This is a genomic window from Legionella cardiaca (assembly GCF_029026145.1).
Taxonomy (GTDB): Bacteria; Pseudomonadota; Gammaproteobacteria; order Legionellales; family Legionellaceae; genus Tatlockia; species Tatlockia cardiaca.
The window spans coordinates 1494452-1507699 of the sequence record NZ_CP119078.1 but is presented as its reverse complement, the minus strand read 5'-3'; the positions used below and the strand labels follow the sequence as shown (position 1 = coordinate 1507699).

Here is a 13248-nt window from a genome sequence, read left to right as displayed (position 1 = left end):
TATAGAACAGCCCCAAGATGTTTAATTATGCTTTTAGCGTTGCTTGACGGGCAATTAATTTTTCCCTCAAATCAATAGCTCTAAGAACAGCAACATAACTCCACGTTAAAGAAACTGCACCTTGCTGAATACCTGTATTCAGATTTATTTGTTCACTCATATTGAGATCATTAGGAGCATAATGCTTAATTAATTTTAAGAAATTATCTCCCTGCTTGATATAAGTCCGAATCTCAGCTTGATGCTGCTTCTCAACCGGAAGCATGGCTGCAAGTGAATAATAATATTCGGCCATTGTTGCGGTTAAAATAAACCAGGGGTTACCCAAGCCATCATTGCGATATCCATCATAAGTGTCACCAGGATAGCGGCCAAACAATAAGGCATCATGATGGTTGTCATTGATTGGATAAAGCGATCTATATTGCTCCTTTAGAGCAGTTACTGTTTTTTTCACGTAGTAATTATCAGGGGCAAAAGGAGTATTATCGGTATAGCCTAATAAAACACCAAGTATGACAGCAGAATCTAATTCTTTTGTTTTTTGGGGACCTGGATGAGGAGCCAGACTTGCCTGAATTATTGCATTGTCATTATCAATATGTTGCTTTAAGCGCTGCTCTATTAGGCTGGCCTGAGCCTCATAAAAAGTTGCTGCCGGTAAATCATTTAATTCTCGCGCCAATTTAGCTCCTTCAATGAGTGCTTTTCTTTGCACCATAGCTGTGAAGAAATGATCGCCGTAGACCTCTTCCCAAAGATCATAGTTTTTATCTTGCCAATGATGGGCGGTATATTCCAAATCCATTTTAATGGCACCCATGGATTTTGGATCCAACCCGCCTCCATAAAGATGCGAATGCACATAATTGTTTTCTTTATTCTGTAAAAGTTTATTGGCAAAACGTATTAATGTAAGTGCTCGTAGAGCAGGACCATCATTTTGAGGACGCCCCCAAACACCATCAAAAGCATAACCATCCAGATAAAACTTAGGTTCTCCCAGAATATCCTGACCAGGAAGCGTGTCAATTTGATGTTGAGCTTGTTCTACCCAGTGCACGTAATTATATAGTTTCGTTTTATACTCGGGCTGCTCACCATTTTCATACCATGTTTCAATCAAACCCATAGTAATGGCAGCATCACGGACCCAATCATAATAATAATCTGGATAATATCTGGAGGGCGAAGCGATAACAGCGCCTGTATCAGTAATGTTAGCCAAAAAATGCTGTTTTAAAGTTAGAACTTCAGTTGGTGAAAATACTGCAGCAGAGGCAGTTGAGATGAAAAAATAAAGGGGCAAAATCAACATCCGTTTCATTAATATTCTCCTGAAACAATATTTTAAAAAGCACTCCATCTTACCGGAAAGGTTTTAGGCATGCTATAACACTTTGACAAGATAAATTTAATAAGGCAGTAGTATAAAATTATTGTTCTAATTCATTTCTTGCAATTTAATAGCTTGTCATATAATAGTATGTTATAATAGCTGTTTGCTACCTATGCCATGATGGTTTATCAATATGTACCAGGAAACGCCGTTAATCTATTCTCAATACCTTAAGAATACTTTGAGTAAAGATATTTTTTTTAAGCTTGAAGCGCTACAGCCAACAGGCTCATTTAAAATTCGCGGAATTGGCAAATTATGTCAGGAGTACAAAAAGCAAAATTTCAATCAATTTGTTGCATCTTCAGGAGGAAATGCAGGTATAGCCGTAGCTTATGCAGGAATGAAGCTGCACACTCCTACGACGGTTTTTATCCCCGAGACAAGTCATAAGATTTATATTAATGAAATTAAATCTTATGGCGCAAAAGTTGTTGTTGCCGGCAAGGTTTGGGATGAAGCACATCAGGCTGCACTTAACTTTGCAAGCGAACAAAACGCCGCTTATATACCGCCATTTGATCATCCTCTTATTTGGTCGGGGCATGCAACGATAGTTGATGAAATAATTGCTACGGGTGTACAGCCCGATGCAATTGTAGTCGCAGTAGGTGGAGGTGGCCTTGCTTGTGGGATTCTTGAAGGAATGCACCAAAACAATTGGTCTAATATTCCTTTAATCGCTGTCGAAACCCAAGGGGCTGATGCATTTTATCAGTCAGTAAAAGCTGGTAAACAAGTGACTTTAAAAAAAATTACCTCGAAAGCAACAAGTCTCGGAGCAAAGCAAATCGCTGCAGAATTATTTCAATGGTCATCTAATCATGACATAAAGAATATTGTAGTTACTGACGGAGAAGCTGAATCAGGATGCAGAGCCTTTGCCAAAGATAAGCGTATTCTAGTTGAACTATCAGCGGGTGCCTCTCTTTCTTTGGTTTATAATAATCATGCAATTCTTCGTGATTACCGATCAATTATTGTTATTGTTTGTGGCGGGGTTAATACAACATTTTTCAATAATTAAAATACTAATTGCTATGGATAATCTGCTTATCGGGTTCCTCTTGATTGCGTTCGCAGGTCTCATTTAATGCAGATTTAAATTTATTTTGTATGTGTTGAGCTTGATTAGCGTTGGGAAAGATCTTCTCAAGTATTGCAGCATTTACACTCTCAAATTTTTCCTGGCAGAATTTATAAAGACCAATGACATCCTCTACTTTAGCGTCTTTCGCATATTCTTGTAGTTTCTTCTCAATTACAGGTAATAATTGTTTGATTTGTTGTGAGGTTAACTTATCCAAAAACTCTATGACATCTCTGCTAGATTTGTTAGTGACCGCATTGAATGAGACAGATTCCAACAGCTCTTTAGCTTGAGCATGTGGGATATGTGGTATTAATCGGCCTAGTTGTTCAAAATTTAAGTCCATCTTGCCAATATTATTTTTAATGGAGGAAAAAAGTTGTTTTTTCTGATCTGAAGTAAATAATTTTTCCATAATTAAATTAACATTATCCATATTGGTAATTAACTGTTTCATTTCCGGAATTTTTAATGCTTTCTCCATTTTATCTGGAGGTAAGAATCGAATAATATTTGCCAATTCCTCCGTACTTTTTACTATGTGGGGTAAATTAGCAGCAAAACTCTCATAAGATGCAGCCCGTGCCCTGTCTGACATGTGGTATAGCCTATGAGCAAGCTCTGCAGGATCGGTAATATTCCTAATACTAACAAGTGGCGTGGCTTGATAAGAGGAAGCTGGTTTGGAGTTATAAGTTTCTGTTTCGTCAATGTATTGTGTTAAATCAGGATGAAATAGAACATTCTCTTTAAGAAATTCTTTAACGAGCTTATTAAGCTCATTATAATTGTTGCTTGATATTCTTCCTTTTAAAGCCTTTACTCTGGCTAAAATATCTTCTTGTAGTGCCTGTTTCTCATGAAGTGAAGCATCCGTTATTGAATAATCTACTAGTAATTGATAGACATCCCTTCTGAAGTCTTTGAGAGCATCGGGCTCATTTTTTTCTTTGCGAAAGACATAAGAGTTAATGTTTTCAAATTCAACAATAAACTCTCGCAATACTTTGGCTTCAATAGTACTTTTTCGTACCGCAATATTTAACGTTTTTCTATCTGCGAAATCAGAGGCAAGTTGTAGTGCGTAAAGTGCTTGTCCTATTTTGACAGGATCAGAACGACTTACAAGCGGATAGAAAAAAGCAACTGTATCAATCAGTTTTTCTTTAAAGCGAGCTGATAACCCCGTTCGCCCTTCGACTCCTATATGAGTTTTTTGTTGTAAAATTTTAGGAACAAAGAATAAAGGTGCTGTATCTTCTGAATAATATCGTTCATTTTTGGCTATTCCTCTATTATAGAGAAACTGTTGTTCTTCATTCTCTGCCATAGGATTCCATCTAAGGTGATGAGTTTTAGGAACGGTGTAGATTGCATGATCACAATTAGCTTGAAATAGCGGGGCCATTTGCCTAAAAAATTTATTATGCAGTGGGCTTACATTTTTTTTGTAAGCACCTAAAACTACCGTTGCATGCTGCAAGTTTTTGCAGCCACTTAAATCATGATTTTTATAAAACTCAGAAGATTGTTTTTGGGCATTTTGTTTACTATTACCTGGTACTGGATCACTGGCATAAAGAGATATAGGTATGTCAAGATCGTCTAAATGACGAGCAACGGCAAATGTTGTCACTCCTCCGCGACTAAAACCAGTTAAGGTGATATCATCAATCTGAATTGAATCGTCGTCATCATTAGCGCCTTTAATAATGATGGCGCTGCCAAATTTTTGCTTTAATTTAGCTAAAGATAGCTCGCCTGTGTCATTAAAACATTCACGTAGTTTGCTGCTAACAACATCAAGATTAGGGCTAATATAACCTATTCCAGGTGTTTTACCACCAATCGCATAGTCTTGGCAGCCGCTGAAATAGACTCTCACGACATCATCATTAAAATCTAACTTTTTTTGATAGCTTTCGCTTAATCTCTCTGCTTTGTCTCCTGTTCCGCCAAAAGCAAAGAGAATTTTTTTGCCCATTTTAAATCTCGTTAAATTATTTACAAAAAGCTCTATAATTATCATAATAGATCATAAGTAAGTCAAAGAGAAGTTAATATGGCCGAAACGATAAAAGTTAAAAGAGATGATGAATTTTTCCTTGCAATAGCCAAAGAGGGAATTCATAGCTTTGTTATGTTAGGTGTGGTACAGGATAACAAGCCACTAATTTTGGCTCGTGTAGGCAAAACTAATGATATTGACTCTGATGTGAGAAGTCCTCTGAAATTAGGAGTGAAATATATAACTACGGGAACATTAGGTCGACTAGCTGATGAAGGCATTGAACAAGACGATGGAGAAATAAATTATCAGGCCTATGCTATTAATTACGAGCAATATAAAGAATTTTTGGCACTTATATGGACTATGGAGCAAGAACAGAAGAAAAATCCAACAATTCTAAATGAGCTTAATACGAATTACTACGTTGTTGAACGTGCTAAGAATGCAGCTATATCTTGTTATGTACCTCACGAACCAACAGAGGGTGGTGAGATTGAATTAATTCATGAAGAACTCGGCACAAATACATTTGTACCTAAAGAAGGGAAAGAAGAACAATTTAATAAAGCAGCTACAAATACGCAAAAAATACAGATTATTAATAATTCTTGCCGCACCACAGCTTTAAATATTCTTGATATCGTTTTAGGTTTTAAGGCCAATGTTTCGAAACACTTTTTTGTCGCTCCTGCTTATAAAACGCAATTCATTGATAAGAAGTTGGATGCAGACAGCTTTTATATTTTTCCTCCGCCCCCTACAGCTTATAAAGACTTGGGAAAAACGCAACGTGCTGTTCTTGAGAAACTTTATAAACGATTAGAAGAAATTCCCCATAAAGACACTAGAGAGCAGGCAACACGAGATAAATTTGCCGCATTGAAAACTATGTATAACAGTATCGCCGGTAAAAATAATTTAAGTGCAAGTGATCTGCTGCAATGCATCAGCGAACATGAAAAAGGGAAGGAGGAAGTCCTCTATGCAAAACGATCACCAAGCAAATTAAGTACCTTTTTTAATTTATCTTCATCTACCAAAAAAATGGTCGATAGTATGAAAGAAAAACTTAATAAAGAAAAAAACTCTGAGGGGACAACAGAACCACCGAAATCTTCAATGTAACTGCTCAGGGAAATAAAATCCTCGTTAAGAGCTCCAATGCTGTTTGTTATTCATAATCGTTAGTAGGATTATTATCATATAATTCAATCGCAAGAAATTTTATTGCTTTTAAAATTCAAATTTTAATAGTAAGCTGCTAACGTTTTTACGGGAAGCCAAGGAGAAGGTTGTGACAATCAGTAAAAAAAATAGCCCTAATCAAAGCAAGTTTTTCAAGAATATACCTGAAGGTCTTTTACAAGATACACTCCCTACCATGAGAAGTGTGATTGTCCTTTTGAACGAACAGGAAGAACAAGAAGAAAGAAATAACGAAGATAATTCTATAACGATACCTTCTTTATAGGATTCAAAATGAAAAATTCTCCTGTACCCTTAGATCAAGTCTCTGCTGTACCAAAAGCACATATAGCAGAGACGTTGTATAAAGCATACAAACAAAGATTTATTCACAGTTTTATTCAGCTGATAAAATATGCCCAGCAGGTATTACACAAGGATTTCAATTGGATTGTTTCTGAATTGGGTCAGCTGGAATTATATTCTGCAAGTTTTATTTCTCCTTGGCTTTATAGTCAATATTTTAAGCTTCTAGAATCAATGAAAAAGGATGACATCTTTAGCGTCGAGCAAACAATTCAAGACTTAGCTGATACTAACTGCTGGTTGATCCATGAAAGGTTAATCGCTTTAGGGCTTAAGAAAGAATGGGAAAAAAAGGTTTTTGTTGAAGAAGTCAGTATTGCATTTGGTTCGGATCACTTAAAGGCGTTTTCCCCGCCTGAAAAAGAATTAGAGAAATTTGAAATTGCAGTTTCTGATGCTTTAAAGTTAATCACTGAGGCCGATAATCATTTTATTAATGAAATAAATTCCTTTGTCTCCACAATTAATTTGGTAAAAAGTAATCTAAATGTAGGGGCTACTTCTCCTAAATTCTTTGGAGCAATCTATTTATCCTTACCGGATAATTTATTGCCATTCCACCGTCTTTTTTTAGTCGAGCATTTAGTTCATGAAACGTCTCATTTATATCTAAATGCAGTAATTGCCTATGATCCTTTAGTTTTAAATGAGGTTGATGAACGATTCATTTCTCCTATTAGAACTGATTTGCGTCCTATGTTGGGTGTTTATCATGCTGCCTTTGTCTTAAGTAGGGTATTGAGAATTTTTAAACAAATACAGCAATTAAAGTTATTTGATAATAGACAAATTCTTAATCAATCTATTGCCAATTTAACAAAAAAATATAAGGCTGCTTTTGATACCGCTCATAATCTGGGCATTCTCACCACACTTGGGCAACAAATTTTGCTGTCAACCAAAGAGTGCGCCTTGATGTAGTAAGATTGGTTCATTATCTAGCATGTGTGATTAAGAAATGTTGGCTACTAAAAAAGGAGGCTATCAGGAAACAGAGAGTGGCCATGATACCTAGTAAACTACGAATTGCATGCAAAAAGCCCCATCGTGTAATTAAATTTCGTGTTTGTTCATTTGCTTCATTTTCAGAGGTGGCCATAATTTTTTGATTAACAGGTAAGATCGCCATTAATGTATAAGGCCAGTTGGCGAGAATAAAAAAGGACCCCATTAGGCACCACCAGTTAAAGTCTTTCAAAAAGCTGATAATCCCGCAGATGCTAGCTAATAAAGCAAGAGAAACTTGCATTACAGCCCCTTTTTTGTAGGCTACTTTCCACTGTTTTAACAATGCAGCATTTTCAAGACGCAGACGAGCGGGCTGTTCAACGCAATTAATATAGATTGCAGCTCCACTAAAAACAGCCGCAATCAATAATGAAAGCTAGCCTGTGAACATGATTTATATCTCCCGTAAAATGGATTTCCTTTTAAATAAGGGAAATCCGGGCGGTATTTTATTCAGTAAGGAATTGAGTCAAGCAATCGCTCGTACAACCCCGCCATCAACTCGTAATGCAGCACCATTGGTTGCAGAGGATAGAGGACTGCATATATAAGCAACCATTACAGCGACTTCATTCGGTGTTGCAAAGCGCTTGAGCAATGAGGTAGGACGTACTGAGGTAAAAAGTTCTTTCTCTATCTCTTCAGGTTTTTTATTTTGTTCTTTGGCTAGATTTTTAATGAAATCATTTACACCTTCGCTGCTTGTTGGCCCAGGCAGCACGGAGTTAACCGTTACATTTGTTCCTACTGTGGTTTCAGCAAGCCCTCTGGCAACTGCGATTTGAGCTGTTTTCGTCATTCCATAATGAATCATTTCTATAGGAATTTGTAATCCTGATTCACTAGAGATAAAAACAATTCTTCCCCAATCGTTTTCTAACATGTGCGGAAGATAATGGCGACTAAGACGTATGCCACTCATGACATTGGCTTCAAAAAACCGTAACCAATCGTTATCAGAAATATCATTAAAGAATTTTACTTCATAAATACCAAAATTATTTACAAGAATATCGGTTGTTGGAACATATTGAAAAATGGCATCGCAACCTTTTTGATCACTAAGATCTGCTGGTGCAGGAATAAGTTTTGCTGAGGGGCAGACGGATTTTATTTTGTTCATTGCCTCAGTTACTCGTTTTTCGCTGCGTCCATTAATTGCAACGGTTGCTCCTTCTTCAGCAAGTAGTTGTGCAATCGCAAACCCAATTCCTGCAGTAGATCCTGTAACAAGCGCTGTTTTGTCGCTTAACTTATAATCCATAATAAAATCCTTATATTAAAAAGATACTTCCTGTGTTAATCCATGTTATGGATTACGTTCTATCATACGAAAAAAATTCGCGGTTCTACAACTAATAGTATGGATATAAAGGTTCAAGATTTATTTAAAAGCTGGCGTTTAGACATTGCTTGAAATAATCCTTCTTGTTGCATTAATTGTGCATAAGTTCCAGACTGAATAATTTTTCCCTGATCCATAACCAGAATTAAGTCAGCTTTTTCAATTGTTGTTAGACGATGAGCAATAACAATGCGTGTGGTGTTTAGTTTTTCCAGGCTTTTAATCACAATCGCTTGAGTAAGATTATCAAGAGCGCTGGTTGCTTCATCAAAGAATAAAAGTCGTGGTTTTTTAGCTAGGGCTCTTGCAATGAGTACGCGTTGGCGCTGACCTCCGGATAGGGTGCCGCCGCGCTCTGAAATAATCGTGTGCATGCCCATGGGCATTTTTCGAATATCATCCGCAAGGCCTGCCATCTCTGCTGCTTCCCATGCATCATCCTGGGTTAATGGAGCAGAGCCAACAATATTTTCAAATAAAGTGCTTGAAATTAATAAGCTATTTTGTAATACAACACCGCATTGTTCACGAACTCTTTGGACGTTTAATTGCTTAATATCATGGTCGTCAAAAAAGATATTACCTTGTATAGGCTTTTCAAAACCCAGTAATAGACGTAATAGAGTTGATTTCCCCGAACCGGAAGGTCCTGTAATTGCCACATACTGTCCTGGATTAATAACAAAAGAAACATCATTAATGATCAATTCTTCTTTAGATGAATAAGAAAACCGAAGGCGATCTACTTCAATTTTGCCATTTAATATACCAGGATCATGTTTACCGGCGTGAACTTCAGGTGTATTTTCAAGAATAGGAGAAAGGCGTTTGATTAACGGAATACTATTGATGATGGCGCTAACGGCATCTGTCATTCCAAGCATGCCTGCAGTAAATTGTCCCAATGCAGCAGTAAATGCTAAGAATATTCCTAAACTGAGAGGATCATCCCGATTTAAAAACTGGATAAAAATGATGACATACAGCAAAGGAAGGCATAATGCATTTAAGCTAGACAAAAGAGCGTTATACCAATTTGCCTTGTAAAGCTCATTTTTTATTTGACTATTTTTTATTGACCATAGAGAAAAAGCGGTTTTTTCGCGACCCGTGGTTTGAATTTTACTTATGCCACTCAGTAATTGCACGGTCATGCCAGAGAGCTCCCCACTAACCGTCGTCATGGCTTTATAATAGGAAAGTTGTCTTATGCTAATTAGAAAGGTATAAGCACAAATTATTAAAGTAGCAATAGCAGCAGTGAATGCTAATTTAACATCATAATAGAATAATAAACCTAAACTGAATAACGAAAAGATGCCACTTAATAAGGAGCTAATAATTACACCAGCCATAATTCGGCGTACATTACTAACAGCCATAGCTCTTTTGGTTAAATCTCCGGTCGTAAATTGGCGGAAAAATGTAACAGGAAGACGAATTAGGCGATCCCAAATAGAAATTTCAAGATTAAGATTTAATTTGCTACCTATTCGAAGCACCGTAATCGCCCGGACAAGTTCAAAAAAACCTGCTGAAAAGGCCGCTACTAATAAGGCATATACTATTTGCTGCAATTGAGTAATGTTACCAGCAGGGACTACTTGCTCAAATAAAACACCTGTAAACCATGGAGTAACAAGAGTAAGCATGGCGGCAATGGAACCGACAACTAACAAACGTGCTAAATCACGCTGACAGCCACGAAAAGCAACGGGAATTAAATCTCTAATTTTTAGTTTTTTCTGAGGGAGGGGAGAATAAACCTGCCAAGCTGTAGATAAGAAATCCTTCGCATCTTTGGATGTGAGTTTTTTCTGTATTCCTTGGATCGGATCAATTAACGTTAGTCCGCGACTGATTCTGGGGAGCGCCAAACAAAATCCTTCCCCCTCCATTTTTTGTAGAAGTACAGGGTGAGTTACGGCATGCCACCATTTTCCGTTAAGTTGCACTTGACGCACCTGCATTCCAGTCTTTTGCACAATATCGTCCATAGCTTCTATTTTAATATGTTCGGCTATTGGTTCCTGATAAAACTGAGCAATATATTGTATGCAAAAAGTTAAGGTATCATTCTGGCCAATTTTACCAATCGGGTTATAGGAATGAAGAATCGAAAACATTTGTATATAAGCACGTTTAAGAAAATTGTTTTCCATCTTTCTTCTTTCATTCGCATCGTGTCTCTCCAAATAGCGAATTGATTCGATGGTGCTAAATAATTGCTGCTTAATCGCGTTATAAAAATTTGAAATTGCCTCAGGCAATTCTTCTAGAGAAATTTCTCTATTTAATAGAGATTCATTAGGATAGTCTTTTTTATGTTTTTGTAGATAAGCAATGAAATGCTGTTGCCAATTTAATAAAGACTCTAACCGAGACGAACTTGCTAAATCATGCCAATCCAGGCGATTAAGCGTTGCGTTAGTTGAGCAGGAGGCAATTAATTGCCAATTTTGTTGGTTATGCTTCTCTTTCAAACCAATTAATAGTTCTCCTGTTTGCCATCTTCCCAAAAAATAACGCTTACCCTGTTTATTTTTATCAAAAGGGACCAGAAACACATCTACGACGCCTGTGACGATTTCATAATGATTATGACTTTGCAATAAATCAAATTCTGAAGGGAAGTTGTTATGTTTTTTTAAACTATCACTCATTGCTAAGCCTCACTGGCTAATAAATGACAATAAGCGCCTTGAAGCGCTAACAATTCTTGATGGGTTCCTCGCTCAACAACTCTGCCTTGATCAAGCATAATAATTTCATCGGCATCTCGAATGGTACTTAAGCGGTGGGAAATAATAAGGAGAGTACACCCTAGCTGGCGTAAATGACTATCAATGATTTGCTCCATTTGAGCATCGAGGGATGAAGTTGCCTCATCTAATATAAGAATGCTGGGCTTTTGGAGTAGGGCGCGTGCTATTTCCAATCGCTGGCGTTGTCCCCCACTAAAGTTAGAGCCTCCTTCATCCATCATACTTTCATAACCATATTCACGACTTCCAGCTATCACATCATGCATAAGTACAGCCTTACAGGCATTAAGTATCTCCTCGTCCTTAACTGTTTGATCCCATAGGGTTAAATTATCTTTTAATGTAGCATGAAACAAATTAATGTCCTGATCCACACTAGCGATGGAAAGAACTTTGACTTCGTTAGGAATGTCCTGCAGCAACATATCATCAATTAAAATATTACCTGACCAGGGTTGATAATAACTTAGCAAAAGTTTACCTATGGTTGATTTCCCACTGCCTGAACTACCAACCAAGGCGACGCGCTTACCGGGTTTAATTTCTAAAGAAAAATTACTGAGCAATGGTTCTGCAAGGGGGTTATACCCAAACGTAACATTTTCAAAGACTACATGTCCTGTTAATTTATGATTTGCGATAGGAGTTTTAGTGGCAGGCTCAAGATAACGATGCGCCAGTTTATGAGAAGTAATATCTTCTATTGTAAACAAATCAGCAGAAATTTCCTGAATTTTCCCTGAAAGCATTACTAGCATTTTGATTGGATAAATGAAGCTTCGATACAAGAGTTGAAAACCAATGACCGTACCGATGGTCATTTCACCTTGAATAGTCAACCAGGCACCAAAGCCTAAGATTGCAGTATTTGTTATTAATTCTAATGCTGTAGGCACGACGGAAGAGCAATCTCTTGTCCATCCTAATTGCTGTTCTGCAATTAAATAGTTGGCATGTTTGCCAGTAAAGTTTCGAAAAAAATCCCCTTCAGCCCCAGATGCTTTGTAAGTTTCTATCATTTGTAGGCCACTTACAGCAGCGCTTGTTAAATTATTTAAGGCCTTCGTAGTTCGCTGGCTCTCGCTAGTTCTGCGTTGGGCAATAAAAAATAAAATTAAAACATTAAGCGTTGTGGATGCAAGAACTAATAAGGTTAAAGGAATACTCAGTAAGAACAAAATGACTAAATAAATGAAGGCCAATAACAAATTAACCATATTCGTACCGAATTGTTGCGATACTAAACTGGCAACAGAATCACTTGATTGTAGACGATTAAGAATATCACCCAGATAACGCTGGCTAAAAAAAGACATGGGTAAGCGTAATAAATGCCAGAAAAAAGAGGAGCCACTCACTAATGCTATTTTGGTTTCTAAACGCCCCAATATGATTCGTTGATACCAGGTTAATAAAGCATTAAAAAGAGCAGCAATAATTAAACCTGCTAAAATAGGTCTTTGCCAACTGGTAATTTGTTGAATTAGTACTTCGTCAATGAAAATCTTATTCAGTCCTGCAACAGCAATTCCAGGAATTGCTAAAGCTAAAGTTGCAAGAACAATAAAAAAAACGGCAAATTTAGAATGACTTAATCGACTAAGTAAGCTAGGAAGAATCTTAGGTTTATGACCCGCTTTAACAAAATCAGGGCCTGGGATTAATTCAAGCAAGATACCTGTGAATGCTTCATCAAATTCATCCCAACTCAGAATACGTTTTCCATAAGCTGGATCATTGATGTAGACATGCCGTCTGCTGACGCCTTCCAGCACCACAAAATGATTAAATTCCCAGTGAATAATTGCAGGTAAATGAAACTCATGGACCTCATCGGGTTCAACACTATAGGCACTCGCTTCCAAACCATGTTTCTCTGCGGCTCGAAATATATTATCAGCTCGGCTTCCATCTCTGGAAACACCACAGTCGGTACGTAAAATATCCAGGGGAATCCATCTGCCATAATAGGCAAGAACAATTGCAAGTGCAACGGAACCACACTCCACAGCTTCTATTTGTAAAATAGTTGGAGTTTTTTTTATCTGATTAAACAATCGAGTAGTTATCATAGCATCT

The 13248-nt window shown here is 37.2% G+C and carries 10 protein-coding genes; 4 read left to right on the top strand and 6 right to left on the bottom strand.

The window, feature by feature from the left end:
* Nucleotides 1-25 precede the first annotated feature (25 nt).
* Nucleotides 26-1327: a glycoside hydrolase family 15 protein gene (locus PXX05_RS06540; protein WP_275090255.1), complete on the bottom strand. Its 1302-nt coding sequence runs from the start codon at nt 1325-1327 to the stop codon at nt 26-28.
* Between the two features lie 205 nt (nt 1328-1532).
* Here PXX05_RS06540 and PXX05_RS06535 point away from each other — a divergent pair, with 205 nt between their 5' ends.
* Complete coding sequence (locus tag PXX05_RS06535) at nt 1533-2426, top strand: pyridoxal-phosphate dependent enzyme (RefSeq protein ID WP_275090254.1); 894 nt, start codon at nt 1533-1535, stop codon at nt 2424-2426.
* Nucleotides 2427-2430: 4 nt separating this feature from the next.
* Here PXX05_RS06535 and PXX05_RS06530 read toward each other — a convergent pair whose 3' ends face one another.
* Nucleotides 2431-4473: a hypothetical protein gene (locus PXX05_RS06530; RefSeq protein WP_275090253.1), complete on the bottom strand. Its 2043-nt coding sequence runs from the start codon at nt 4471-4473 to the stop codon at nt 2431-2433.
* Between the two features lie 78 nt (nt 4474-4551).
* Between PXX05_RS06530 and PXX05_RS06525 the strand changes: the two genes are divergently transcribed.
* The 3 genes from PXX05_RS06525 (at nt 4552) to PXX05_RS06515 (ending at nt 6972) form a co-directional block, all read left to right on the top strand.
* Nucleotides 4552-5625, top strand: coding sequence for a hypothetical protein (locus tag PXX05_RS06525; protein WP_275090252.1), 1074 nt, complete (start codon nt 4552-4554; stop codon nt 5623-5625).
* Between the two features lie 169 nt (nt 5626-5794).
* Nucleotides 5795-5971: a hypothetical protein gene (locus tag PXX05_RS06520; protein WP_275090251.1), complete on the top strand. Its 177-nt coding sequence runs from the start codon at nt 5795-5797 to the stop codon at nt 5969-5971.
* A gap of 8 nt (nt 5972-5979) precedes the next feature.
* Nucleotides 5980-6972: an aKG-HExxH-type peptide beta-hydroxylase gene (locus PXX05_RS06515; protein ID WP_275090250.1), complete on the top strand. Its 993-nt coding sequence runs from the start codon at nt 5980-5982 to the stop codon at nt 6970-6972.
* 13 nt (nt 6973-6985) lie between these two features.
* Here PXX05_RS06515 and PXX05_RS06510 read toward each other — a convergent pair whose 3' ends face one another.
* The 4 genes from PXX05_RS06510 to PXX05_RS06495 all read right to left on the bottom strand — a co-directional run bounded on the left by PXX05_RS06510 (nt 6986) and on the right by PXX05_RS06495 (nt 13241).
* Nucleotides 6986-7426 carry an anthrone oxygenase family protein gene (locus PXX05_RS06510; protein WP_275090249.1) on the bottom strand — a complete coding sequence of 147 codons (441 nt, stop codon included), beginning with the start codon at nt 7424-7426 and terminating at the stop codon, nt 6986-6988.
* Nucleotides 7427-7528: 102 nt separating this feature from the next.
* Nucleotides 7529-8323 (bottom strand): SDR family NAD(P)-dependent oxidoreductase, encoded by a 795-nt coding sequence (locus PXX05_RS06505; RefSeq protein ID WP_275090248.1) that lies wholly within the window; start codon nt 8321-8323, stop codon nt 7529-7531.
* Nucleotides 8324-8436: 113 nt separating this feature from the next.
* The gene (locus PXX05_RS06500; RefSeq protein ID WP_275090247.1) at nt 8437-11067 is read right to left on the bottom strand and encodes an NHLP bacteriocin export ABC transporter permease/ATPase subunit; all 2631 of its coding nucleotides are present in this window, start codon (nt 11065-11067) and stop codon (nt 8437-8439) included.
* Between the two features lie 2 nt (nt 11068-11069).
* A complete protein-coding gene (locus PXX05_RS06495; protein ID WP_275090246.1) occupies nt 11070-13241 on the bottom strand; it encodes an NHLP family bacteriocin export ABC transporter peptidase/permease/ATPase subunit in 2172 nt (723 codons plus the stop codon).
* Nucleotides 13242-13248 lie beyond the last annotated feature (7 nt).